This is a genomic window from Cobetia sp. QF-1 (assembly GCF_002213105.1).
In the GTDB taxonomy this organism is placed as follows: Bacteria; Pseudomonadota; Gammaproteobacteria; order Pseudomonadales; family Halomonadaceae; genus Cobetia; species Cobetia crustatorum.
The window spans coordinates 646,955-672,563 of the sequence record NZ_NBVS01000001.1 but is presented as its reverse complement, the minus strand read 5'-3'; the positions used below and the strand labels follow the sequence as shown (position 1 = coordinate 672,563).

20 protein-coding genes and 1 pseudogene are annotated in these 25,609 nt (G+C 57.4%); 17 read left to right on the top strand and 4 right to left on the bottom strand.

Going from position 1 to position 25,609, the window contains the following annotated elements; genetic code table 11:
• Positions 1-63 precede the first annotated feature (63 nt).
• On the bottom strand, positions 64-2,013 hold the full coding sequence (locus CFN46_RS02970; protein ID WP_141103619.1) for a DUF6584 family protein: 1,950 nt from the start codon (positions 2,011-2,013) through the stop codon (positions 64-66).
• A gap of 402 nt (positions 2,014-2,415) precedes the next feature.
• Between CFN46_RS02970 and hemA the strand changes: the two genes are divergently transcribed.
• From hemA to CFN46_RS02905, 14 genes and pseudogenes are all read left to right on the top strand, one after another.
• Positions 2,416-3,687 (top strand): glutamyl-tRNA reductase, encoded by a 1,272-nt coding sequence (hemA, locus tag CFN46_RS02965; protein ID WP_024951372.1) that lies wholly within the window; start codon positions 2,416-2,418, stop codon positions 3,685-3,687.
• Complete coding sequence (gene prfA / locus CFN46_RS02960) at positions 3,684-4,769, top strand: peptide chain release factor 1 (RefSeq protein ID WP_024951371.1); 1,086 nt, start codon at positions 3,684-3,686, stop codon at positions 4,767-4,769. The genes hemA and prfA overlap by 4 nt, the downstream gene beginning before the upstream one ends.
• A gap of 1 nt (position 4,770) precedes the next feature.
• Positions 4,771-5,619, top strand: a complete 849-nt coding sequence (prmC, locus tag CFN46_RS02955; RefSeq protein ID WP_088742631.1) for a peptide chain release factor N(5)-glutamine methyltransferase — start codon at positions 4,771-4,773, stop codon at positions 5,617-5,619.
• A 254-nt stretch (positions 5,620-5,873) separates the two neighbouring features.
• The gene (locus CFN46_RS02950; RefSeq protein ID WP_024951369.1) at positions 5,874-6,374 is read left to right on the top strand and encodes an Lrp/AsnC ligand binding domain-containing protein; all 501 of its coding nucleotides are present in this window, start codon (positions 5,874-5,876) and stop codon (positions 6,372-6,374) included.
• Positions 6,375-6,488: 114 nt separating this feature from the next.
• Entirely contained in the window at positions 6,489-7,244 is a 756-nt protein-coding gene (locus CFN46_RS02945; protein ID WP_024951368.1) for a molybdopterin-synthase adenylyltransferase MoeB, read from the top strand.
• A gap of 9 nt (positions 7,245-7,253) precedes the next feature.
• A pseudogene (locus CFN46_RS17695) lies at positions 7,254-7,364 on the top strand (LysR family transcriptional regulator); the annotation flags it as partial.
• Positions 7,365-8,035: 671 nt separating this feature from the next.
• A complete protein-coding gene (locus CFN46_RS02940) occupies positions 8,036-9,328 on the top strand; it encodes an FAD-binding oxidoreductase (protein ID WP_246116421.1) in 1,293 nt (430 codons plus the stop codon).
• Positions 9,329-9,356: 28 nt separating this feature from the next.
• The gene (locus CFN46_RS02935) at positions 9,357-10,487 is read left to right on the top strand and encodes an ABC transporter ATP-binding protein (protein WP_084487978.1); all 1,131 of its coding nucleotides are present in this window, start codon (positions 9,357-9,359) and stop codon (positions 10,485-10,487) included.
• 8 nt (positions 10,488-10,495) lie between these two features.
• Positions 10,496-11,416, top strand: a complete 921-nt coding sequence (locus tag CFN46_RS02930) for an ABC transporter permease (RefSeq protein ID WP_024951365.1) — start codon at positions 10,496-10,498, stop codon at positions 11,414-11,416.
• Entirely contained in the window at positions 11,413-12,213 is an 801-nt protein-coding gene (locus CFN46_RS02925; RefSeq protein WP_024951364.1) for an ABC transporter permease, read from the top strand. Before CFN46_RS02930 ends, CFN46_RS02925 begins: the two co-directional genes overlap by 4 nt.
• 165 nt (positions 12,214-12,378) lie before the next feature.
• Entirely contained in the window at positions 12,379-13,443 is a 1,065-nt protein-coding gene (locus CFN46_RS02920) for a PotD/PotF family extracellular solute-binding protein (RefSeq protein ID WP_024951363.1), read from the top strand.
• Between the two features lie 168 nt (positions 13,444-13,611).
• Complete coding sequence (locus CFN46_RS02915; RefSeq protein ID WP_024951362.1) at positions 13,612-14,676, top strand: PotD/PotF family extracellular solute-binding protein; 1,065 nt, start codon at positions 13,612-13,614, stop codon at positions 14,674-14,676.
• A gap of 121 nt (positions 14,677-14,797) precedes the next feature.
• Positions 14,798-16,180: a glutamine synthetase family protein gene (locus CFN46_RS02910; protein WP_051510749.1), complete on the top strand. Its 1,383-nt coding sequence runs from the start codon at positions 14,798-14,800 to the stop codon at positions 16,178-16,180.
• Between the two features lie 227 nt (positions 16,181-16,407).
• Entirely contained in the window at positions 16,408-17,700 is a 1,293-nt protein-coding gene (locus tag CFN46_RS02905) for an FAD-binding oxidoreductase (RefSeq protein ID WP_088742630.1), read from the top strand.
• 157 nt (positions 17,701-17,857) lie between these two features.
• Here CFN46_RS02905 and CFN46_RS02900 read toward each other — a convergent pair whose 3' ends face one another.
• Together CFN46_RS02900 and CFN46_RS02895 are read right to left on the bottom strand one after the other, a co-directional pair.
• On the bottom strand, positions 17,858-19,348 hold the full coding sequence (locus CFN46_RS02900; RefSeq protein WP_024951360.1) for a Na+/H+ antiporter NhaC family protein: 1,491 nt from the start codon (positions 19,346-19,348) through the stop codon (positions 17,858-17,860).
• Between the two features lie 136 nt (positions 19,349-19,484).
• Complete coding sequence (locus CFN46_RS02895; protein WP_024951359.1) at positions 19,485-20,861, bottom strand: glutamine synthetase family protein; 1,377 nt, start codon at positions 20,859-20,861, stop codon at positions 19,485-19,487.
• Between the two features lie 265 nt (positions 20,862-21,126).
• Here CFN46_RS02895 and CFN46_RS02890 point away from each other — a divergent pair, with 265 nt between their 5' ends.
• The 3 genes from CFN46_RS02890 (at position 21,127) to CFN46_RS02880 (ending at position 24,904) form a co-directional block, all read left to right on the top strand.
• Positions 21,127-21,894 (top strand): gamma-glutamyl-gamma-aminobutyrate hydrolase family protein, encoded by a 768-nt coding sequence (locus CFN46_RS02890; RefSeq protein WP_088742629.1) that lies wholly within the window; start codon positions 21,127-21,129, stop codon positions 21,892-21,894.
• Between the two features lie 110 nt (positions 21,895-22,004).
• Positions 22,005-23,408, top strand: a complete 1,404-nt coding sequence (locus CFN46_RS02885) for an aspartate aminotransferase family protein (protein WP_088742628.1) — start codon at positions 22,005-22,007, stop codon at positions 23,406-23,408.
• Entirely contained in the window at positions 23,405-24,904 is a 1,500-nt protein-coding gene (locus CFN46_RS02880; RefSeq protein ID WP_088742627.1) for an aldehyde dehydrogenase, read from the top strand. The genes CFN46_RS02885 and CFN46_RS02880 overlap by 4 nt, the downstream gene beginning before the upstream one ends.
• 89 nt (positions 24,905-24,993) lie before the next feature.
• On the opposite strand, the gene CFN46_RS02875 is transcribed toward CFN46_RS02880, so the two are convergent.
• A complete protein-coding gene (locus tag CFN46_RS02875; protein ID WP_024951356.1) occupies positions 24,994-25,545 on the bottom strand; it encodes a cupin domain-containing protein in 552 nt (183 codons plus the stop codon).
• Between the last annotated feature and the right edge of the window lie 64 nt (positions 25,546-25,609).

Here is a 25,609-nt window from a genome sequence, read left to right as displayed (position 1 = left end):
ATGCGGAAAGTGCCGTGCAGCTAGTGCACGGCAGTCATGTCATGAGGGTAGGCGCAGGGCGATTCAGGGCGAATCTACCACCGGGCGCAAGGCCGGGATGCGCCGGAATAATGTCTCCAGCTCGGTGGCTTCTTCGAAGCGTTCGCTTAATTCGACTGCCAGGCCACGCGCCTCGTCCTGGCGATCCAGCGCCCACAGTACTTCGGTGAGATGAGCCCCGATCTCGGCGTCCTGCTGCTGAGCCCAAGCGGCTTCCAGCGGTGGAAGCGCCTGCTTGGCGTTGCCCGTCAGGAAGTGTCCCCACCCGAGGCTATCGAGAATGGCCGAGTCATTCGGAGACAGTTCGTGAGCGCGCTTGATCAACGTCAGCGCTTCGTCACGACGATCAGTTTCCACCAATAAGGTATAGCCCAGTGCGTTATAGGCGCTGGCATTGTCCGGTTCAAGTGAAATCACTTCGTGTAGGTCCTGCTCCATGCCTTCAAGCTGGTTATCTTCCAGTCGACGAATGCCACGCAGGAATAGCAGGCTACCCAGCTCACTCTTGACAGCATCGCGTGCCTCTTGGTCCTCGCTGGCAACCATTTTATTGAGTGCCTTGCGGCGCGTGCTGATACTACCGTCGAGCAAGGTGTCGGCGTCAGTGAAGGCCTCTTGAGCGTCGAGCAAGTCAATCTCGAAGCTAAGTAGTGTCATGGCATGGCGTGGATGACGTAGACGCTCCACGTCCAGGAACTGACGCGCCTCGTCAATACGGTCATGTTCAGCCAGCAGTTGGGCTGCGCGCGCGCGGCTGGAAATATAGCGCTCACCTTCTGGCACCTGACGGTAATAGAGGATGGCGTTGTCGATCTCGCCGCTGGCTTCGGCAGCCAGACCCAGCATGGCAAAGGCGGCATCCGGAGTCGGATCTTCCTCCAGCAGTGGTAGCAACAGTCGATGGGCATCCTGAGGTGCATCGGCATCCAGGTACAGACTGGCCAGCGCGAGGCGCAGACGAGGGGCGTTGGGATGGCGAGCGACCAGGGTGTCGATACGCTCGCGAGCAGACGACCTGTCGCCGCTGGCCAGTTCTGTCTGGGCAGCACTCAGCACCAAGCGACTGTCATCGGGGGCGAGTTCAAGTCCGCGTGTTGCAGCCTGACGTGAGGCGTCAAGATGTCCAGCATCACGCTCTATCTCACTGCGCGCCAACCACAGATCTGGCAGTTCGGCATGCGTGGCTTCCAGTTGGATCAGGCGTGTGCGTGCCCTGCGCTCATTACCAAGGGCCGCTTCGAACAGGGCGGCTGCGATCTTTGGCATCGGCTGAGTGGGGTGTTGCACAATATGTGTGGCGAGTAGCGACAAAAGTGGTTCGAGGTCAGCCTCGGCATCAATAGCCTGTTCCGCCACGGTCGCCAGGTTGCCATTACCGCCATTGGCTTCCACCATCAGCCGTTGCTCAAGTGCTGTCATCCAGTCACCACGTGCCATCGCCAAACGAGCACGGATGATGCTGGGCTCGCTGGCGGTGTCATCTAGCTGTTGCCAGCGTTCAGCAGCACGCTCCAAAAGAGCGGGATTGTCGGCGTAGCGTGCGGCCAGCACGGCGCGACGGGCCAATTCAGGATCATCGAAGCGACGACTGGCCGCCAGATATCCATCAGCGGCGCGAGGATAGTTACCACGCTGACCGGCAAGCTCCGCACTCAATAGCTGATTCAGGCTATCAGCATCTAGTCCCTGCTGAATGGCGGGTGCTGATGCCAGTGGATCAGGCTGATTCGAGAAGGGAGCGGGAGCGCTCACCGACTGACAGCCGGCCAGGCCCACTAGTAATCCGCCCAATAGTGTACTTTTCAGTATGCTCGGTGCCTTCCATAGGCTCCTGACTTGGCTACTGGCAGTTGTCGGCAGGCAACAGTCAGTAGTCGCTGATGCGCTTTGGGAGACGCCTTTGGAGGCGCCGGCAAGTGAGCTCGCGTGCGCCGTCTCGCGGAGCGTATGTTCAGCGGCAGTCGAAGCGTGCATGCAACCTCGCGATCAGCGGTCGGAGTCTACAGGGTGACCCGCCAGCAGGGCCGGATCAGAAGAATGGATGTCGTGAAGTCCATCATTCCAGCATAACGGCTGCCGACCAGCGGGCATAGTGTTGCGGGTAATGACGCGTATTGAGAAGGCTGGAGGAGTTATGTGAAGGTGATAGCGTCAGCCTGCTAGCATCATGGTAAATCCTCATCGGCTGCGGCACGCTACGGGGTCGCGTGGTGCAGGCGCTGTGATAGAATGAGCACGCTAATATTATAATTTCAGCCGCTTCGGCGACTGCGTTTGCCGGTCTCAACCCCATGCCTGCACTCATTGCCCATGCCGACAGCCGCCTGTTTATTGACGCCAATCCTGCCGGCCAGACCCTGACGACTGACTGACTCCATGACCCTTCTTGCCCTTGGCATCAATCATCGCACCGCCGCCGTGGATGTGCGCGAACGCGTTGCTTTCACGCCTGCGCAGCTTGACGCCGCGCTGGGCGAATTGAAGCGCCTGCCAGCAGTCTCCGAGGCAGCCGTGCTGTCGACCTGCAATCGGACTGAGCTTTATTGCGTGACCAATGATGGTGCGCAATCGGTACTTGAGTGGCTAGGACGCTTTCATAACCTGCCGGTAGAAGATCTCGAACGCTGCAGTTACCAACATCTGGGTGATGAAGCCGTACGTCATCTGATTCGTGTTGCGGTCGGGCTTGATTCCATGGTGCTGGGCGAGCCGCAGATTCTGGGCCAGTTGAAGGACGCTTATCAGTTCGCTCGCAAGTCGGTAGGTCTCGGCGGTGAGCTAGAGCAGCTCTTTCAACATATTTTTCAGGTGGCCAAGCAGGTACGTACCGAAACCGGCATCGGCGAGAACCCTGTCTCGGTCGCTTATGCTGCCGTCAGCATGGCGAGCCATATCTTTGATGACTTCGCACGTGCCAACGCGCTACTGATTGGTGCCGGCGAGACCATCGAACTGGTCGCACGTCATCTTAAGGAAGCGGGCATTGCCAATATCTGCATTGCCAATCGCACGCTGTCCCGAGCCGAGCAACTGGCCAATGAACTAGGCGGTACGGCAATTGGGTTGGAGGGTATCCCGCATGCGCTTGAAAAGGCCGATATCGTGATTTCCTCGACGGCTTCCCAGTTGCCGATTCTAGGTAAGGGTATGGTCGAGCGAGCTCTGAAAAAGCGCCGCTACAAGCCGATGTTCATGGTCGATATTGCTGTACCACGTGATGTTGAGCCCCAGGTAGGCGAACTCGATGATGTCTTCCTCTACACGGTTGATGACCTGCAGGAAGTGATTGAGGAGAATCGTCGTCATCGTGAACTGGCTGCCGCACAGGCAGAAGAGCTGATTCGTCAGGGCGTCAACGCCTGGTTGCATCTCAAGCGCGTGCGCAGTGGTGGCGAAGTCATCAAACGCTACCGTAGCCATGGCGAGCAATTACGCGCCGAGTGCGAAGCGCAGGCACTGGCTGAACTCCAGCAGGGCCGAGACCCTCAGGAAGTCGTCGCGCAATTGGCGCGTCAACTGACTAATCGTTTCATGCATTATCCGACGCTGGCATTACGCCAGGCCTCGGGTGATGACCGACAGGATATTCTTCAGACGGCGCAGACGCTTTTGCTCGCGCCGGTTGATTCATCACAGGACCCTTCATGAAAGACAGCCTCATCACCAAGCTCGATACTTTCCATGATCGCTTTGAGGAAATCTCCGCACTGTTGTCGGAGTCCGAAGTCATCGGGAATCAGGCCAAGTTCCGTGACCTGTCGCGGGAGTACGCCGAGCTTGAGCCGTTGATCGAGGCATGGCGTCGCCATCGCGCCCTGAAGGAAGATCGTGATGCCGCTCTGAGCATGTGTGACGACAGCGACCCCGAGATGCGTGACATGGCGCGTGAGGAAGTCCGCGATACCGATGATGCGCTCGAGGTGCTGGAAGGCGAGATCACTCAGCTGCTGATTCCGCGTGATCCGGATGATGGTGCTAACGTCTTCCTCGAAGTGCGTGCGGGCACCGGCGGTGATGAGGCCGCGCTATTTGCGGGTGACCTATTCCGTATGTATTCGCGTTACGCCGAGCTCAAGGGCTGGAAAGTCGAGACCGTCAGCGCCAGCCATGGTGAGCATGGCGGTTTCAAGGAAGTCATCGCCCGCGTGAAGGGTGAGGGTGTCTATTCGCGGCTCAAGTTCGAGTCCGGTGCCCACCGCGTTCAGCGTGTGCCAGCCACCGAGTCGCAGGGGCGTATCCATACCTCTGCGTGTACCGTCGCGGTGATGCCTGAGGCTGATGAGGTCGGTGATATCGACATCAATTCGTCTGATCTGCGTGTGGACACTTACCGCAGTTCCGGTGCGGGTGGTCAGCACGTCAATACCACCGACTCTGCCATTCGTATCACTCACTTGCCGACTGGGGTAGTGGTCGAGTGTCAGGACGAGCGTAGCCAGCACAAGAATCGTGCACGCGCCATGTCGCTGCTGGCCGCTCGCCTCAAGCAGGCCGCAGTCGATTCACAAGCGCAGGCGACTTCCGATGCGCGTCGCAAGCTAGTGGGGTCAGGTGATCGCTCCGAGCGCATTCGTACCTACAACTTTCCGCAAGGACGCCTGACCGATCACCGCATCAATCTGACGCTCTACAAACTCAATGATGTGATCGCTGGCCAGCTGGATGAGGTGATTGAGCCGCTGGTCGTTGAATATCAGGCCGACCAGCTGACCGCATTGCAGGAGCACTAAGGTGAGAATTGACGTCGCGCTAGCCGCTGCTACTGCCCGTCTGAGCGAGGCGGGGAGTGAATCGCCGCGCTTGGATGCTGAGCTACTGCTGGGTGAGGTGATGGGTCGCGAGCGCACCTGGTTCTACACCTGGGGCGATCGTGAATTGGAAACAGAGGCGGGTGTTGAGGGTATTGCCCGTTTTGAAGGGCTGTTGGCGCGTCGCGCCGAAGGGCACCCGGTGGCTCATCTGCTCGGACGGCGTGAGTTCTATGGTCTGACACTGGCGTGCTCACCGGTCACGTTGATTCCGCGCCCCGACACCGAGGTAATGGTGGAGTGCGCGCTGGAGCTGGCGGAAGCCTCGGCAGGTCGTCTGCTGGATCTCGGCACCGGTACTGGCGCCATCGCGCTGGCGTTCGCGCGCCATCGCCCGCAGTGGCAAGTGCTAGGTGTCGATCTTGTCGAAGAGGCCGTGGCACTGGCTCGGCACAATGCTGAAGTACTGGATATCGACAATGCCGAATTCCGGCTCAGTGACTGGTTCTCTGCCGTCAATGAGCACGATTTTGCGCTGATTACCGCCAATCCGCCGTATCTGGCCGATGATGACCCGCATCTGATGCTGGGAGATGTGCGCTTCGAGCCGCGCTCGGCGCTGGTGGCGGATCATGCGGGTCTGGCGGACTTCATGCATCTTATCGAGGCTGCGCCGCGCCATTTGACGGCGGGCGGGTATCTGATGCTGGAGCATGGTCTGATGCAAGGCCCTGAAGTGCGTAGTGCACTGCAGTCCGCTGGCTACATCGATGTCGATACACTTGAAGACTTGGGAGGCCGCGAGCGAATCACGCTGGGCAAGAGAGTCTGACGGTGATGGGTATCAAGCAGTGACAGGCGCTAGCAGGTAGATGTTTTTTCCGAATTCAGTGGAGTGTGCGTGGAATCCTCGTCATGTTGCGGTCAGTGAAGGCGTATCCCCTGCGGGCCGGGTATGATAGTAATTAGTCACGCATGATTGGAAAGGTCGTCTGATAACCCCCGCGTTATCCGGCGGCCTGACTGCACGAAAGACAGGAGTAAGGATGATCCTGCTGTAAGTCACCCCGCTGGGAAACTATTACAATGAAAGCGAAATCACGTTCTCTGGACCGTATTGACCTCAAGATTCTGCGGTGTCTGCAAGAAAACGCACGTATCTCTTATGTCGACCTTGCCTCTGAAGTGGGCCTGTCCACCACGCCATGTCTGGAACGCGTCAAGCGTCTTGAACGTGCTGGCGTCATTCAAGGTTACAGAGCAGTGCTTGATCCCAAAGCACTCAAGGCCAATCTGTTGGTCTTTGTCGAAATCAGTCTGGAAACCCAGTCGCCCTCAGTCTTTGACGAATTCCGTCGCGCAGTATCCAAACTGCCGCAGATTCAGGAATGTCATCTCGTCTCTGGTCAGTTCGACTACATCCTCAAATGCCGGATTCCGGAAATGTCTGCTTATCGCCAATTGCTTGGTGATGTGGTGCTGACGCTGCCCGGGGTCAAGGAATCAAAGAGTTATGTAGTGATGGAAGAGGTCAAGGAACAGTTCTCGTTGCACGTGCCAGATATCGAGGAACTGGAGGCCAAATAACCTTTCGCGCCCTCTATCAACACCGCAGTGCTATTTCTGAACTGTTATTCGCGAGCCGTTATTCATAAGCAGCGACCGACAGACTGTGACTCACGGACAGGCAGCCAGCGTTCCATGCAAGATTCTCAACTACTGCGCTATTCGCGCCAGATTCTTCTTCCTCAGGTCGATATCGTTGGTCAGCAGCGACTGCTGGCGGCCCGTGTGCTGGTGATTGGCGCGGGCGGGCTAGGTTGCCCAGCGGCGTTGTATCTGGCTGCAGCCGGTGTCGGTACGCTGGTGTTGGCTGACGACGACCATGTCGAGCTTTCCAATCTTCAGCGCCAGATCGCCCATGGTGACGCAGATATTGATCAGCCCAAGGCGCAGTCATTGGCATCATCGGTGCTGGCGATCAATCCGGAGCTTGAGGTGATCGCGCTGAATGAGCGGCTGCAAGGTGAGGCGCTGGCCGAGCAGGTGGCCGCCGCAGACGTGGTGCTCGATTGCACCGATCGCTTCAGCTCGCGCTTCCCGATCAATGCCGCCTGTGTGGCTGCGGGCACACCGCTGGTGTCCGGCGCCGCGATACGCTTCTCCGGCCAGCTGGCGGTATTTGATCGTCGCCTGCCGGATGCACCTTGTTACGGCTGCCTGTATCCGCCGGATGAGCTGGGCGATGAAGAGATGACGTGTGCCGAGAGTGGTGTGATTGCGCCGCTGGTAGGCATCATCGGTGCATTTCAAGCTCTCGAAGCGCTCAAACTGATCAGTGGTGCGGGTAGCGCGCATCGTGGCCTGGCGACGTTTGATGGTTTGACCGGCGAATGGCGGCGCATGGGGCTCAAGCGTGACCCTGGTTGCCAGGTGTGTGGGACTGCCCACTCCTGAGCCCGCCGGCGCGGTCGTGGTGGGTTTTCCTTGACGGAAGAGGGAGAAGAGGTGCTTGAAGGGACCCTCCGATTGCTGGCGGACCTTGAGGCGTTTCGGGCCGAGGTCAATGCGCTGCACTAGTGCTTGAGAGGCGAGCTCAATATCGGATTTCTGCCAGACCATCAGGCCGAGGCATGGGTCGCGAAAGGGCTCTTGCGGGTGTTGTGCGAAGCGTCTGCTGAATACATCACGCCCTTGTCGTTATCACGCGCCGGGATCGTAGTCCTCACCGAGCGTGTGTGCTGGGCTCCTCAATACTCTGTTCTTCTTCCGTACGATTTCCCCCATATCCCTTCCGTATTATCCCCTCGATCTTTCTCATACCTTCGCGTGTCCTGAAATTCTCCATTGCTTATCGCCTATCCTCGCTCGTCATCTTCCATCTTGAGCTCCGGTTCTCATGTCTTCTTGCATGCTTCTGTCATCCATTTCTGTTGCCGGATCGATACCTGTTGTCCTGTTGCCAAGCGTGTGTTGATTATTGATTGGCAGTCAATTGATGCGTGGTGCCTTCCTTGTTCGGTTTCCGGGAGTTGATACATTTCACGCAGTAGTTCCGAGGCGGCACATGGTTTCTTGATGAAGAAATGGCGCTAGTTCTAGGCAAGAATGACTCACTCAAGAGCGAAATATTTGTTGTTATTGAATACTTGACACTGGGTGCTGCTCTGAGGCCACATGAAGACAAGCTTGATCAATATGTTTCGGGTGATTCAACAACAAATACAAAACAGATGGATTCCTATCGCATGACTGACTCCATGTCTTCCACGCTGCCAGCCTCCTGGTATCGTGACTCGGTTGCGGTACACCTGGATCCTGCTCCTCCCCTTGAGGATGAGGTCACTGCCGATGTGTGCATTGTCGGTGCTGGTGTCACTGGCTGCTCAGCAGCACTTCATCTCGCAGAGCGCGGTTATAAGGTTGTACTGCTTGAATCCTCGACGGTAGGTCATGGCGCATCGGGTCGCAGTGGTGGCCAGATTCTGCCGGGACTGGGTACGGATATCAGCACCGTGGAGAAGGCGCTCGGTCACGAACGTGCCAAGGATATCTGGGAAATGAGCCGTGAAGCAGTTCGCCTCACGGCGGAGCTGATCGAGCGCCATGCTATTCCCTGCGAGCTTGCCTGGGGATACCTGCATGCCGCAATCAAACCACGGCATGTGAAGGAGTTGCACGACTTTCAGAATCGCATGGCTCGGGATTATGGCTATGAGTCCATGCAATGGCTCGAAGGTCAGGCGCTGCGAGAGCACGTCGTCACCGATGAGTATCCCGGTGCCATGTGGGAAAGCGAAGGCGGCCACCTCCATCCTCTCAATTACACACTGGGTCTTGCGCGTGCTGCGCAACAGGCTGGCGTCAGCCTGCATGAACACAGTCCAGTCGTGGAAATACAGCGCGGCGAGCCTGCGACGGTTATCACCGAGAAAGGGCGCGTCATCGCTGATCGAGTGGTGCTGGCCACCAATGCCTATGGTGGCCGTCTGGCACCGGAAATGGATGGGCGCATCATGCGCGCCGCCAACTACATGATCGCGACCGCGCCGCTCACTCCAGAGCAGGCAGCCCAGGTCCTGCCTCGAAATGATGCCTTGTCCGATGCCAACTTCGTTCTGGATTACTACCGGCTATCTGCTGATCGAAGGCTGATCTATGGCGGAGAGGTGAGCTATGACGGGCGTGAACCTCGTGGACTGGATGCGCGTATCGATAGCAAGATCCGGCGTCTGTTTCCGGTACTTGGAGAAGTGGATATCCAGTATCGCTGGGGCGGTGACGTGGCCATCACGCTAAATCGGGCACCCGATTTCGGGCGCGTAGGCTCAAACCTCTATTACGCTCAAGGCTACTCGGGGCATGGAATGGCCATGGCTGGGCTGGCAGGAAAATTGCTGGCTGAATCCCTAAGTGGCGATAGTGAACGCTTCGATATCTTTGCTGCCATGCCTCATCGCACCTTCCCGGGAGGGCGGCACTTGCGTACGCCGTTGCTGGTGTTGGCCACGACCTTCTACAAGCTCCGCGATCGGCTGTGATGAGCCGTCTGAACGACGAGGATACCCCATGAGTGACCCCCAGATGGTGATGGATGAGAGTCTTCAGCGAGTGGAGCCTCAAGAGTCAGCGGTTGGCGAGAGGGGAGAGCGTCTAGCGGCGTCTTCCATCGAGATGAAAGGACTTCACAAGCGATTTGGCAATGACGCCGTGGCGCTCAATGGTGTTGATCTGACCATTCGCGCAGGCGAGTTCTTCACGCTGCTGGGTCCATCAGGCTGTGGCAAGACCACGCTGCTGCGCATTCTGGCAGGACTTGAAGAAGCCGATGATGGCACGCTGATCATCGGTGGCAAGGACGTGACAGAAGAGCCTCCTCACCGGCGTAGCGTCAATACGGTATTTCAGTCTTATGCGCTGTTTCCGCATCTTTCCGTGCGCGAAAACCTGGCGTTTGGTCTGAAGATGCGCGGTGTCGGTGCGCAAGAGCGCGAAGCCAAGGTCGCGGAAGTCGCCAATCTGATCCAGCTGGGTGAGCTGGTTGACCGGCGTATTGATCAGCTTTCCGGCGGCCAGCGTCAGCGTATTGCGCTGGCCCGTGCTCTGGTCTGTGAGCCGGATGTATTGCTGCTGGATGAGCCACTTTCGGCACTGGATGCCGGTTTGCGCTCTCAGCTTCAGGTGGAGCTGCTTCGAGTACAGAAGCGACTGGGAATGACGTTCGTGTTTGTGACCCATGATCAGCAGGAAGCGATGGTGATGTCCGATCGCATCGCCGTACTCAATGGCGGCAATATCCAGCAGATAGGGTCGCCGCGTGAGATCTACGAGACGCCCATCAATGTCTTCGTGGCGCGCTTCATGGGGCATGACAACCTCTATGCCATCACTGAACGAGAAGGTTGTCGGGTAACGACTCCAGTGGGGACACTCGAACTCGAAGGTGGAAGTGAAGGCGAATTCGTGCTGATTCGTCCCGAGACGCTGGACTTGAAACTGGGCCATGTCGCGGGGACCAACCACTTGCCCGGGCGTATCACCGAGCGGCTTTATCGCGGCAGCCACGCTGAATATCGAATAGCGATCGGCGCTACCAGCCTCCAGGCGACGGTGAACAATCGTGGCCATCATCTCCCTGACGTCGGCGACGAGGTGACCCTGGTGGTCTCTTCGGAAGACCTCGTCACGCTAAGTGAGTGAGGTCAGACATGTCGAAGACGACTGCCGTGATTGGACGTAGACAGGCCATCGTGCGTGAAACGCGCCACCTGCTATTTACCGTGACACCGGGAGCTGCCTGGATCTTCATCTTTCTGGTATTGCCCAGTGCATACCTGATGAGTGTGGCCTTCATGAGCAATGGCCCCTACGGGCTGCCGGAAATGCCGTTATCGCTGACATCGTTTCAGCAGCTGGCGGGGCAGGGCTTTCTAGGTTGGAGTCCGGGCAACCTACTGACACTGATGCGTTCGTTGTGGCAGACGGTGCTGTCCACCGTGCTGGTAGTGCTGGTGGCGTATCCGATCGCTTACTACATCTCGCAGGCAGACATACGCTGGCGGCCAATCATGCTGTTGGCCGTGGTGGTGCCGTCCTGGACCAATCAGGTCATTCGCACCTTTGGCTGGATGAATCTGTTGGCGCCGGGCACGCCGCTGGCGGAGCTTGCGGAAGCCATGGGCATGATCGCACCCAACATGGGGCTCTATCCCTCCAATTTCGCGGTCACACTGGGGTTGGTCTACAACTTCCTGCCATTCATGGTGCTGCCGTTGTATGCCGCTTTCGAGAAATTGAATTTCGCGCTGGTCGAGGCTGCGCGTGACCTATATGCCTCACCATTCAAGGCATTCTGGCATGCGGTCTTCCCTCAGACATTGCCAGGGTTGCTGGCGGGGGTGGTACTGGTCGCGATACCGGCGTTTGGCATGTACGTGATTCCGGAGCTGCTGGGCGGTGGCAAGGGCATGATGCTGGGGAATCTGGTCGCCAATCAATTCGCCGGCAGTGCCAACTGGCCGCTGGGAGCAGCGGGCGCGATTCTGATGCTGATCGCCACCTTCATTGGTCTGTATGCGATGCGACGCATCGGCAAGCGCCTGGGTGGCGGTGAAGAGGTGGTGATATGAAGCGCTCAATATTCAAGAAGGGATTACGGGGCTTTTGGTGGCTGACAATTGGCTTCCTGTACTTGCCATTGATCGTCGTGATGCTGTTTTCCTTCAATGCCTCCAACAGTGCCGCTAGCTTCACCGGTATCTCGCTGCGTTGGTATCGACGGTTATTGGGTAATGACGCGATTCTGTCGGCGCTGAGCAATTCGCTGTTGCTGGCGGTGATTTCTTCGCTGGTGGCACTCGTGATTGGTTGTCTCATCGGCTACGGCATGTATCGGCATCGGCATCGCAAGCTGGGCTGGCTGATCGTGTTGATCTATCTGCCTATCGTGCTGCCGGACATCGTGTTCGGTATCTCGGAAATGACCTTCTTCGTGAAGATCAACGAGTTGACCGGCCTGTTGTCACCGGGGCTGAGCACCATGATCATCGCGCATGTCACCTTCCAGATTCCCTTCGTGGCATTGATCGTCTATTCGCGTTTCGTCGGGCTTGATCCCTCGCTGTTCGAAGCGGCGAAAGACCTTTACGCGACACCGCGTCAGCGAGTCCAGTTCTTCATGCTGCCAACGCTGAAGCCAGCATTGATCTCGGCCTTCTTTCTGTCATTTACGTTGTCGCTGGATGACTTCGTGATTAGCTTCTTCACCTCTGGCCCCGAGAGCGCAACGCTGCCCATCTACATCTGGAGCGCGATTCGCAAGGGAGTGACACCGGAAATCAACGCCATCGCGACACTGATGATGATGGCAGTCGCCATCGCGGCAATTGCCAGTCTGTGGCTATCACGACGGCGTACGGTGTCCTGAATGTCTCGCGGGAATGTTTTCAAAAGCGGCACTGTTTTCGAACGTGAACCAGGCAATTATCGCTACTACGATCAGGCAGGTATCCCGTCAGCGCACTACGTGTTGAAGGGATAACACCTGAGTAACCCTGCAACACCCTCACGACAATTAAAACGGAGCATCACAATGACAACTAACAAGCTGCGTTTCGCTGTTGCCATCGGCAGTATTCTGTTGGCAGGTGCTAGCCAGGCAGAAGAGAAGAAGTTGTATCTCTTCAACTGGACTCAGTACATGGACCCGGAAATAATCACCGCTTTTGAGGAGAAATACGGAGTTGAGGTGGTCGAGAATTACTACAACTCGCTACCGGAAATGTTGGCAAAATTGAATGCAGGTGGTGTCTCTCAGTACGACATCATCGTGCCGTCCAACTACTTCGTTCCGCGCTTGATCGAGACAGGTATGGTGCAGAAGATCGACAAGGCCAAGGTGCCGAATCTGGCCAATGTCGCCGAGCAGTTCAGCAGTCCGAGCTTCGACCCTGGCGCAGAATATGCCGCGCCTTATCAGTGGGGCGTGACGGGCCTGGTCTACAACGCCAGTACCTTCAAGGATGCGCCCAAGAGCTGGTCTGTGCTGTTTGATCCCGCCGTCAATGACGCCTATCCCTTCAGTCTGATGGGCGATGGTCAGGTCAGCATGGGAACAGCCTGTGCCTATCTCGGTCATGGCTATGACTGTACCGATCTGGATGACTGGCGTGAGGCCGCCAAGCTGCTGATCGAGACCAAGCATCGCGACAACTTCAGCGGTTTCTCCGATGGTACGCCTGCGTTACAGCAGCTGGCACGCAAGGTCACGCATGGTGCGCTGTCTTACAACGGCGACTACTTGTTCTATCTGGATGAGAATCCAGAATCCTTCTCCGACATCAAGTTCGTCATTCCCGACGAAGGTGCCGAGAAGTGGGTGGATTCAATGATGATTCCTGCCAAGGCGCCGCATCCAGAACTGGCCAATGCCTTCATCAACTTTATCCTGGACGCCAAGGTCGGTGCGCAGCTCTCCAACTACAACTACTACGCCAGCCCCAATGCTGCGGCTGCACCGTATCTGGATGAGGTGCTGACTCAGCCGCCGATTCAGCCATCGGAAGATGACATGGCGCGTCTACGCTTCTCGCCGAGCCTCTCCGGAAAGCAGCTACAGATATTCCAGCAGTTGTGGTCTGAAGTGCAGGCGCGCTGAGTATGGATGTCTGGGATATTTCGGTGATGGAGTGTGGGGAAATAGATGCCACTTTCAATCTATGATGCGTTCACGAAAGGCATTGTTAATTGCGCAGATTAAGGTCAAGGGTGCGCTGATAGCGAATGAAGTGATGTGGTCTTAGGCCATTTTTAATGGAGCATAATAATGATAATTAACAAGCTGCGTTTTGCTGTTGCCATCGGCAGTATTCTGCTGGCAGGTGCTACCCAAGCAGAAGAGAAGAAGTTGTATCTCTTCAACTGGACCCAGTACATGGATCCGGAAATCATCACCGCTTTTGAGGAGAAGTACGACGTTGAGGTGGTCGAGAGCTACTATAACTCGCAGCCGGAGATGCTGGCCAAGTTGAATGCTGGTGGTGTTTCCCAGTACGACATCATCATACCGTCTAGTTACTACGTGCCGCGCTTGATCGAGACGGGGTTGGTGCAGAAGATCGACAAGGCCAAGGTACCGAATCTAGCCAATGTCGCTGAGCAGTTTCGTGATCCAGTGCTTGGCGCCGGTCTTGATTATGCTGCGCCGTATCAGTGGGGTGTGACAGGGCTGGTCTACAACGCCAGTACCTTCAAGGACGCGCCCAAGAGCTGGTCCGTATTGTTTGATCCCGCCGTCAATGATGCCTACCCCTTCGGTCTGATGACTGGCGGTCAGGTCAGCATGGGGATCGCCTGTGCCTATCTGGGGCATGGCTATGACTGTACCGATCTGGACGACTGGCGTGAGGCGGCCAAGCTGCTGATCGAAACCAAGCATCGCGGCAACTTCAGTGGTTTCTCTGATGGCACGCCGGCGCTTCAGCAGTTGGCACGCAAAGTCACACATGCTGGACTCTCTTTCAACGGTGACTATCTGTTCTATCTGGATGAAAATCCAGAATCCTTCTCCGACATCAAGTTCGTCATTCCCGATGAAGGTGCCGAGAAGTGGGTGGATTCAATGATGATTCCTGCCAAGGCGCCGCATCCGGAACTGGCCAATGCCTTCATCAACTTCATCCTGGACGCCAAGGTCGGTGCACAGCTCTCCAACTACAACTACTACGCCAGCCCCAATGCTGCGGCTACACCATATCTGGATGAGGTGCTGACTCAGCCGCCGATTCAGCCATCGGAAGATGACATGGCGCGTCTACGCTTCTCGCCGAGCCTCTCCGGCAAGCAGCTACAGATATTCCAGCAGTTGTGGTCTGAGGTGCAGGCGCGCTGAGCATAGCCATTCAAGAGCGCTGTCATTCAAGCACTGGTATTCAAAAGTGCTGGCATTCGGATGTTCTTCAAGCAGGCCACTGGGTGCCGTGGCCTGCCATGCATTGTTCAAGGAAGGTTTCATGAAGTACGAACCCACTGGTCACGAAGACGAAGAAGCCGTGTTGCAAGAATGGTTCACGGCACATGGCATCACCGAGGTGGAATGTCTGGTCACTGACCTGACTGGCATTCTCAAGGGCAAGATCATGCCGGCGCGCAAATACCTCAATGGTGGCCGACCGCGTCTGCCGGACTCGATCTTCATTCAGACTGTCACTGGCGGTTATCCGGACGATGAAGACAGTCGCTTCTGGAATCCTGCTGAGCAGGACATGGAGCTGATTCCGGATACCAGTGCGGTTTACCTAGTGCCGTGGGCGGAAGACCCCACCGCACAGATCATTCATGACTGTTATTACCTCAATGGTGATCCGGTGGAGCTGTCGCCGCGCTATGTGCTAAAGCGCGTGCTGGCGCTTTATGCTGCGCGTGGCTGGAAGCCGGTCGTGGCGCCGGAAGCCGAGTTCTATCTCGTCAAGACCAACAAGGATTCTGACTATCCGCTGGAGCCGCCTATCGGTCGCAGTGGGCGTCAGGAGAGCAGTCGTCAGTCCTATTCCATTGATGCGGTCAATGAGTTTGATCCGCTATTCGAGGAGATGTACGACTACTGCGAAGCGATGGGACTTGATCTGGACACCTTGATTCACGAAGAGGGTGCCGGCCAGATGGAGGTCAATTTCGAGCATGGCGATCCGTTGGCACTGGCCGACCAGGTCGTGATGTTCAAGCGTACGTTGCGTGAGACGGCGCTGCGTCATGGCATGTATGGCACCTTCATGGCCAAGCCGATGGCTTATCAGCCGGGTAGCTCGATGCATATTCACCAGAGCTTGGTGGATGTCGAGACGGGAAAAAATCTCTTTGCGGATGAGGATGGACGCGCAAGCACGCTGTTCCGTAACTTCATCGGGGGCTTGCAGACCTACATACCGTCCGCGATGCCGTTCTTCGCACCTAACGTCAATTCCTATCGCCGTCTGATGCGTAGCGAAACCAGTGGTTCTGCGCCCATCAACGTGGAGTGGGGCTTCGACAACCGTACCGTAGGGTTACGTGTGCCGGTGTCTGATGCCGCAGGTACACGGGTCGAGAATCGTCTGGCGGGTGCTGATGCCAATCCGTACCTGGTGATGGCGGCATCACTGGCCTGTGGCTATCTGGGCATGATGGCGCAGATCGAACCGCGCCCCCCGGCTGTCGGGTCTGCCTGGAAAGGCGGCAACACGCTGCCGGACGACATTGGGCCGGCGCTCAATGCGCTCCACTCCTGCAAGCCACTGGCGGACATCCTCGGCGAACGTTTCGTGAAGAGTTATCTGGCCGTCAAGCGTGCCGAGCACCGCGAGTACTTCCAAGTCATCAGTTCCTGGGAGCGTGAGCACTTGCTGCTGAGAGTGTAAGTGGCGCGAAGATTGGTATGTCTTTCTCGACAGCCAGTATCAGCAAGGGGTCGTGGCAGTCGTCACGGCCTCTTTCTGCTTATGAAGCCCTCTCGGTTGTCGTGAGGTTGCAGTGCTTCGGGATCTGCTTATTCGGTGATTATTGCACGTCAAAAACTGCAAGTTTGACAGTTTGTTCCGTGGTAGGGTGTTATTGTGTTGATTAAAATAACCACAAGGAAACTGTCATGAGTGCACCTCTGCCCATTGAACATGCTGCCTCCTGGTATGCATCCTCCGCCAATGCCTCTCCTGAACGCCCATCACTATCGGGTGAGGTCAGCTGTGATGTCTGCGTCGTTGGTGCTGGCTTCACGGGGATATCGGCAGCGTTGCATCTGGCCGAGCAGGGCCTCAAGGTCATGGTGCTGGAGGCAGCCCGCGTAGGTTACGGGGCTTCTGGTCGCAATGGTGGGCAGATCGTCAATAGTTACAGTCGTGACATGGATGTCATCGAAGAACGCTTCGGCGCACAGACCGCGCGTGCGCTGGGTGATATGGCCTTTGAGGGCAACAGCATCATTCGCGAGCGTATCGTGCGTTATGGCATCGACTGTGATCTCCGCGAAGGGAATCTGTTCGCGGCCTGTAATACTCGACAGATGAAAGGCTTGCGCGAGCACAAGGCACTGTGGGAGCGCTACGGCAATACCAGTCTCGAGCTGCTGGAAGGCGACACCTATAAGCGTGAAGTCAGCGCCGAAGGCTATGTAGGAGCACTGGTTGATCACTCCGGTGGCCATATTCACCCGCTGAATCTGGTGCTGGGTGAAGCCGCCGCATTCGAGTCACTGGGCGGTGTCATCTTCGAGCAAAGCCCGCTGGTGAGTCTCGAACATGGCTCCCCTGTGGTGCTGAAGACGGCAGGTGGCACCATCCGTGCTGACCGTGTGGTGATGGCAGGCAATGCCTATCTGAATGGCGTGTTGCCGGTACTGGAAGGCAAATCGATGCCGTGCGGGACTCAGGTCATCACGACCGCGCCACTGGAAGCGGACGTCGCGCGAGCGCTGCTGCCCAACAACATGGCGGTGGAAGACTGCAATTACCTGCTTGATTACTATCGTCTGACTCGCGATAACCGACTCATCTTCGGTGGTGGCGTCAACTATGGCGGCGAAGACCCAGCCAACATTGAGGCGCTGATTCGTCCCAAGATGCTCAAGGCCTTTCCGCAGCTGGCGGATACCAAGATTGATTATGCGTGGAGTGGCACCTTTCTGATGACGCTCAATCGGCTGCCGCAGTTCGGTGTGCTCAATGACAACGTCTATTACGCCCAAGGGTATTCTGGTCATGGTGTGACGTGCAGCCATCTGGCGGGCCGCCTGATCAGCGAGGTGATGACAGGACGTGACGAGCGTTTCGATGCCTTCGCTGGCCTGCCGCATCTGCCATTCCCCGGCGGTCGCATGTTGCGCGTACCGTTGTCCGCCGTAGGTGCCTGGTACTACCAGACACGTGACAAGCTCGGCATCTGATCAACCTGCCGCTGCCGTCGCTCCAGAGCCGCCTTCCTGCATGATGGGAAGGCGGCTTTTTCATGGGCCTCCAACGCAAGATGCCCCATCCAGAAGGGTGGGGCATCTTATTGCCTGGCAGATCATCAAGCCGCTAGAGAGATAGGCAGACGACAGCTTAGCCGTTGATCCAGAAGCCCAGCGCCAGGAAGCCAGCGGTAGTGATTGCAGCGCCTATCATCGTATAGGGCAGCTGTGTCAGCGCATGTTGCATCGGTTGGACACCACAGCCCTGAGACGACAGTACCGAGGAGTCCGAGAAGAAGCAGGCATGGCTGCCGAAGCTTGAGGCCGACAGCAGAGCCCCGACGATCAGGGGAATCGAAGCATCCATATGTATCGCAATGGGAAGCACGATTGGAATCGAGATCACGAACACCCCCCAGGACGACCCCGTCGCAAACACCACCACTGCCATGCTGACGAACACGATGGCCGGCAGAATCGCGGGTGTCAGGTAGGGCGTCAGGCTATCGATCATGAAGGTGGTCATGCCGAGCTGATCATTGACCTCACGCAGCACGAAACCGACGGCGACGATGGCCAGTGGCAGCATCATGGTGCGAAAGCCGTCCATCACGGCATCCATCAGTGCAGAGAAGGACACCAGGCGCTGGGCGAGATAGAGCACGATGGTGAACAAGGTTGCGACGATCACGCCCTTGAGCAGGTCAATCTCGAACCAGGCACTGGCACCGATCAGCACGGCCATGGGAAGCACGAAGTTCATCAGGCCAATCCACGGACTGGATTTCGGTGCATCGGCTTCTGGCATCGGCTCCGGGGCACCATCGGGAATGGGTTGGCCGGCTTTCGCGCGCAGCTCAGCCGCCTTCATCGGGCCAATATCCGGCATCAGACCGATGGCAACCAGCATGGCCAGCCCCATGGCGATCCAGCCATACAGCATGTACGGAATGGCCTGAATATAGAGCGACATGCCGTTCTCGGTAGCGCCGCCTTCTTCCAGCAATTGCGAGAAGTACACGGCCCAGGTCGAGAGGGGGACCAAGATGCAAATCGGCGCGGCGGTGGAGTCGACGATATAGGCCAGCTTCTCGCGCGAGACGCCAAAGCGATCAGTGAGGCGCTTCATGGCTGCTGGCGTAGCGAGTGCATTCAGGTAGTCATCAATGAAGATGAGAATGCCCAGTACCACGGTGCCAATCAGTGACTGGCGGCGCGTTTTGAGCAGTCGGCCGATCATGTTGCTGAAGCTCAATGTGCAGCCGGACTTCTCCATCATGGCGATGAAGCCGCCCATCAGGCCGCAGACCAGAATCAGCCAAGCGATAGTCTCGTTCATCATCACATTCAGTGAGATGTCAGCAAGTTCGCCGATGTAGTCCTCGGGTTGCAGCATCAAGAGACCAGAGAGTGCACCGATGGCCAGTGCTTCCAGTGTGCGGTGGGTGGCAATGGCGACCACCAGCACAATCAGCGACGGCATCAGACTTATCCAGCCAAATGGCGTACCAGCGTCATGTGTGAAGGTGATGCCAAGCACCAGTGCCAGTATGGTGCCAAACATAGCGATACTGCGGCCTTTGCCGCGCGTCGCCACAGAAGGGGCGAAGGCATGTGGTTTCGCGTGAGTCGGCGAGTTCATGCGAGATTCTCCCGTGCAAGGAGGGAGCTGCTTAGCATGCTGAAAGGTGGAATGTGATAGGTGTCGCGGGCAGCGGCTGATTTTATGATTGTCATGTTACGAGCCCAGAGAGATGTTGTTGGGAAGGCGCTATTGGCTAGATGTGACGCAGGTACCAGTCATATTCCATGCGGCTGATGATCTGCATGGCCGCTTCGCGTTCGGCCCGACGTCCTGAAATGAAGACGTTGAGGAATGGCGCACCAAAGGCATCCGTTAGCGGCGGGCTCTCTTCCAGCAAGGTCAGAGCTTCAGACCAGCTATTGGTCAGGCTGGGCTCGAACTGGTCATAGGCATTACCTGTGACGGGTTCGCCGGGCGAGACCTGATGCGTGATGCCATGAGCAACGGAGGCCAGCAGGGTGGCCAGCAACAAGTACGGATTGACGTCTGCCCCGGCGACGCGGTGCTCAAGGCGACGCGCTTCATTGGGGCCGGAAGGGATACGGATGGCGACAGAGCGATTATCGAAGCCCCAGGTCGGTGCCATCGGGACATAAAGCCCCTGCTGGAAGCGGCGATAGGAATTCAAATTGGGGGCGAATAGCGCCATGGACGCCGGCATCAGTTCCAACAGGCCGCCGATGGCGTGGCGTAGCATATCGGTACCCAGCGGGTTTTCATCTGCGGCTGAGAAGACGTTGTTACCGTCACGATCCAGCAGGCTCATGTGTGCGTGCATGCCGTTGCCTGCTTCATCACCATATGGCTTGGCCATGAAGGTGGCATCAAAGCCATGACGCAGAGCGACACCCTTGATTAGACGCTTGAGCAGTACGGCGCTGTCGCAGGCCTTCATGACATCATCAAGGTGGATCAGGTTGATCTCGAACTGGCCCGGCGCGCACTCCTTGAGTGCGGTATCCAGTGGCAGCTTTTGAATGCGCGCTGCATTCTGGATCTCTTCGAGGAAGTCAGCGTACTCATCCAGCTCACCGATGGAGTAGAGCTGGCTTTCGGTGGCCCGCTCACCTGTCACGGGTGAGCAGGGCGGCTGCGCCATGCCCAGGTCGTCGCGTTCGCGATCGACCAGATAGAACTCAAGTTCCAGTGCCACGACTGCCGTCAGGCCCATTGCAGCGAGGACATCCACCTGCTTCTGCAGCTGATTGCGCGGATCGGCAAAGAAGGGACCATCCTTGTCATCACGCATGTTCATCAGCAGTTGGCCCTGCTTGCCATTACGCAACCAGGGAGCCGGCATCAGGGTGCCTGCAATCGGACGGCAGACCTGATCGCTATCCCCGGTTTCCAGCCCCAATCCCGTCTCTTCGATGGTATTGCCCGCAATATCGAGCGCGAAGACCGAACCCGGCAAGTTGATGCCAAGCGCGTAAGCCTTCTCGAGGTTTTCACGAGGGATACGCTTGCCGCGCTGAATACCATTGATATCGCTGATCAGCAGATCGATATTCTCGATCTCTGGATGACGGTCCAGAAATTCTCTGACCTCATCGACGGGAAGGCTGTGCATGTGAATCACCTGTGGGCATGGATGGCTGTTATGCATACATATATCGTCACGTCAGTGAGTGTTGTCAAATAATTTACAGTTTTTGCCGAGGTGAGCTGAGATGGTTTATCGATAAATTTGGTTTTAAGTTACTTTAAAACAGTATGTTGAATAGATTTTTGGTAAATCTTCGCTTTGTCGGGTTGGCAAGGAAAGGCGTTCAGTCTATGTTGATAAAAACATACCAACTGTCCAAGGGCTGCAAGCACGCCTTGAAGGAGATTTCATGGAACCCCGTCCTCTGGTAGGCGTTATCGCCTGCCGCCGTACTGTCGAAGGTCATCCGGCCCATATGGTGACGGACAAGTATGTGAGTGCATTGCGTGATGTGGGCTTGCAGCCGGTGATGATTCCGGTATGGGAGGACATGGATTCCGCTGCTGATATCGATGCCATGCAAGCCCTGCTGTCACGTCTGGATGGACTGCTGCTGACGGGTAGTTATTCCAATATGCACCCCTCGCGCTATGGTGAATCGCTGGCGCCGGAAAATACCTATGAAGATCGCGCGCGTGATGCTGCGGCGCTGCAATGGGTGCCGCTGGCACTGACGCTGGGTATGCCGTTGCTGGGTATCTGTCGTGGCTTCCAGGAGTTGAACGTCGCCTTCGGCGGCAGTCTGCATCAGGCCGTACAGCAGGTGCCGGGCCTGATGGATCATCGTGAACCGAAGGGTGATCAGGACGCACAGTTCGCGCCTTCACACGACATCTCCATCGTGGCCGGTGGCCAGCTGGCGGCGCTTTACGATGTGCCAGAGGCGCGCGTCAACTCATTGCATCAGCAGGGTATTGCCCGGCTGGGTGACGGTTTACGCATCGAAGCGCTGGCACCGGATGGCCTGGTGGAAGCGGTATCGGTCAGTGCGGCTTCATCCTTTACGCTGGCGGTGCAGTGGCATCCAGAGTGGAAGCCGCGCGAACACCCACTGTATCTCGCGATTCTTGAAGGCTTCGCTGCTGCCTGTCGTGACAAGGCAGCACAGGATCGGTGACCTATATCCGATGATCTGACGGTCAGTCCGCCGTTGGCAGTGCATGTCGGATGGCATTTCAGCGTATCCACAATAATTTCAAGCAGACCTCTTAGACGGGAGACATGACCATGGCCTCGCCAGATACCACACGCTTAAAGGCGCTGGACAGTGATCATCATTTGCATCCATTCACCGACTTCAAGGCGTTGAGTGAGGAGGGCAGTCGCATCATTACCGCCGCCTCAGGCGTGTATATCCAGGATGCTGACGGCCAGCGGATGCTTGATGGCATGGCGGGATTATGGTGCGTGAATCTCGGTTATGGGCGTCAGGAGTTAGTGGACGCTGCCAGCCAGCAGATGACACAGCTGCCGTACTACAACACCTTCTTCAAGACTGCCCATCCGCCGGCCATCGAGCTTGCAGCTGAGTTGTGCCGTCTGGCACCGGATCACATCAATCATGTCTTCTTTACCGGCTCCGGTTCTGAAGCCAATGACACCATGCTGCGCATGGTGCGCCGTTTCTGGGCACTCAAAGGCAAGCCTGAGAAGCAGTGGATCATCTCGCGGGAGAATGGCTATCACGGTTCTACTGTCGCTGGCATGAGTCTGGGAGGCATGGCGCCGATGCACGAGCAAGGCGGCCCCTGTGTGCCGGGCATCACGCATATCCGTCAGCCCTACTGGTTTGGCGAAGGACGTGACATGAATCGTGAGGAGTTAGGCAAGGTCTGCGCCGATGCGCTCGAAGCCCGCATTCTCGAGTTGGGGGCGGATAACGTGGCCGCCTTCCTGGCGGAACCGGTGCAGGGCGCGGGCGGAGCGATCATGCCTCCTGACAGTTACTGGCCAGCAGTCAAGGCAGTGCTTGAGAAGTACGACATTCTGTTGGTGATCGATGAGGTCATCTGCGGCTTCGGGCGGCTGGGAGAGTGGTTCGGCAGCCAGCACTACGACCTCAAGCCGGATTTGATGCCGATTGCCAAGGGGCTGTCATCAGGTTATCTCCCGATTGGCGGTGTGCTGGTGGGCGATCGTATCGCCGAGACTCTGGTTCAAGAGGGCGGCGAGTTCTATCACGGCTTCACCTACTCCGGGCATCCGGTGTGTGCGGCGGTGGCGCTCAAGACGCTCGAGATCATGCAGCGCGAGAATATCGTCGAGCGGGTGCGCGATGATCTCGGCCCCTATCTTGCCAAACGCTGGGCGACGCTGGCTGATCATCCACTGGTGGGTGAGGCTCGCTCGCTGGGGCTGATGGGGGCGCTTGAGCTAGTGGCCGACAAGGCCACCGGTGAGCGTTTCGATTCGTCTTTGGCAGTGGGGAGCATGTGTCGCGATACCTGCTTCGATACTGGACTGGTGATGCGCTCGGTGGGTGACACCATGATCATCTCGCCGCCGCTGGTCATCACGCATGACGAGATTGACGCGCTGGTCAGCCTGGCGCGTGCAGCACTCGACGAAACGGCTCGCCAGCTGGCGGCCTCATCTCATCTTACTTCTCTGACATCGGAATCCTGCTCATGAGCCGTCCACAGACCCTGACTGACTGGCAAGCCTTTGCGGCCCGCCTGACGACGACACTGAACGATCGTGCCTTCATCAATGATGAATTCGTGACTGCTGTCAGCGGCGAGACGTTCGAGACGATCAATCCGGCCACCGGTGAAGTGCTGGCCCACGTGGCCAGTTGCGACAGTGCCGATGCCGAGATCGCCATTCGTCATGCGCGTGCTGCTTTCAAGAGTGGTGTCTGGTCACGTATGGCACCCGGCGAGCGCAAGCGCGTATTGCTCAAGCTGGCGGATCTGCTGGAAGTTCATCAGGACGAGTTGGCGCTGCTGGATACCCTCGATATGGGCAAGCCGGTGACCAGTGCGCTGGATGACATGGCAGGAGCCATCGGGTCGATTCGTCATCAGGCTGAATCCATCGACAAGCTTTACGGCGAAGTCGCACCGACGGGTCAGCAGGCGCTGGGCATGGTACTGCGCGAGCCGCTGGGCGTGGTCGCTTCCATCGTGCCGTGGAACTTCCCTATGATGATGACGGCATGGAAGATCGCGCCGGCACTGGCGGCGGGTAATAGCGTCATCCTCAAGCCGTCGGAGAAATCACCGCTGTCAGCACTTAGATTGGCAGAACTGGCGCGTGAAGCCGGTATTCCGCGCGGTGTCTTCCAGGTATTGCCGGGCTTCGGGCATACCGTCGGGCGTGCGTTGGCACTGTCGATGGATGTGGAATGCCTGGCTTTCACAGGCTCTACCGCGGTTGGCAAGCAGTTGATGCAATATGCTGGGCAGTCCAATCTCAAGCGTGTCTTCCTTGAGTGCGGCGGCAAGAGTCCCAACATCGTCTTCGCCGATTGCGCCAATCTGGACCGCGTGGCTGAGAGTGCCGCGGCGGCCATCTTCTACAATCAAGGGGAGGTGTGTATTGCAGGCTCCCGTCTATTGGTCGAGCACTCGATCCGCGAAGCCTTCGTCGAGAAGGTTGTTGCCGCGGCTGAGCGCATGCAGCCGGGTGATCCGCTCGATCCTGCAAGCTTCATGGGCGCGATGGTCGACAAGACTCAACATGAGCGCGTGATGGGGTATATCCGCCAAGGCGTTGAAGAGGGTGCAGCGCTACGAGCAGGCGGTGAGGATATCGCCGGGCCGGGCCTGTTCATCCGTCCGGTGGTCTTCGATGGCGTGACGTCGCAGATGGCAATCGGCTGTGAGGAAATCTTCGGGCCGGTGCTGTCAGTATTCGGCTTCGAGACGGAAGCAGAGGCGCTGGCACTGGCCAATGACAGTGACTTTGGGCTGGCGGCAGGGCTTTGGAGTCAGGATATCGACCGCATCATGCGCATGACGCACCAGCTGGAATCTGGGCAGGTGTTCGTCAACAACTGGGCAGGTGGTGATCAGACCATGCCCTTTGGTGGCGTCAAGCAGTCGGGCAATGGGCGTGACAAGTCGCACCACTCGCTGGCGGAATATACCCAGCTCAAGAGCGTCTGGATTTCTCTGACGCCCTGATGGGCTGATGCTCTCGTTGTTCAGCTCTACAAGAAAAGGGCCACGCATTCGCGTGGCCCTTTTGGTTTCATCTTTGCTGCGATTCAGCGTCAGAACATGCGGGCGGGTGTGGCGCAGCTGACCAGGCGACACTCGACGTCACCGATATTGCGGAAGCGATGTGGCACGTTGGTGTCGAAGTAATAGGCTTCGCCGGCTTTCAGCACTCGCGTGTCGCCACCGATGGTGATCTCGATCTCGCCTTCGAGGATCACGCCAGCTTCCTCACCCTGATGGGTGATCATCTCGCGGCCAGTATCACTGATTGGCGGATAGGTCTCGACCATGAACGACAGACCACGATTCTTGCGATTGGCACCCACCAGCTTGAATATCACCTCACCACTACCGACATTGGTGAGTTCTTCCTCGCTGTAGAACACCTTGCCGGTACTCTCGAGCTCCATGGTGAAGAAGTCCCCGACGCTCATCGGAATGGCGCCAAGAATCTTGGAGAGTGAACTCACTGACGGGCTGACCTTACCCTGCTCGATCAGCGACAGGCTGGAGTGTGTCACGCCACAGCGCTTGGCCAACTCGCGTTGCGAGATGCCACGCAGGGTGCGTAGCGCTCGTAGGCGGGCACCGACATCATCTGCCATCAGAACATCCTTGAAGTAGCAACGAGTGACTGGGAATAAGGGCATCCATCGTAGACTGACAACG